Genomic DNA, 245 nt, shown 5'->3' with positions numbered 1-245 from the left:
GCACCTAAAATATCATCGACCACAGCTACACCTGTCAGCGTTGCTGTACCATTGTTCGTTACTGTAAAGGTATAGGTCACCACATCACCCACAGACACATCTCCAGATCCATCTGGATCCGTAATCGTATTGCTCTTGACAATACCCATGCTTGGTGTCGCTACTGGGATACTGTTGGTATCCGTTACATCTGGGGCCTGATCACTGCTTCCTGTAGCAATGTTCGTAATGGTCGTACCTAAGTC

Annotated in this window: 1 protein-coding gene; it reads right to left on the bottom strand. The window is 47.3% G+C overall.

The window, feature by feature from the left end; all coding sequences use genetic code 11:
- Nucleotides 1–245: DUF7507 domain-containing protein (locus tag AC1EU5_RS16055; protein ID WP_480193433.1), on the bottom strand; the 245-nt coding region annotated here is incomplete at both ends.

The sequence above is a fragment of the Maritimimonas sp. 2405UD52-3 genome (assembly GCF_056591715.1).
The sequence above is the reverse complement of the archived record's forward strand: the minus strand, read 5'-3'. Positions and strand labels throughout refer to the sequence as shown.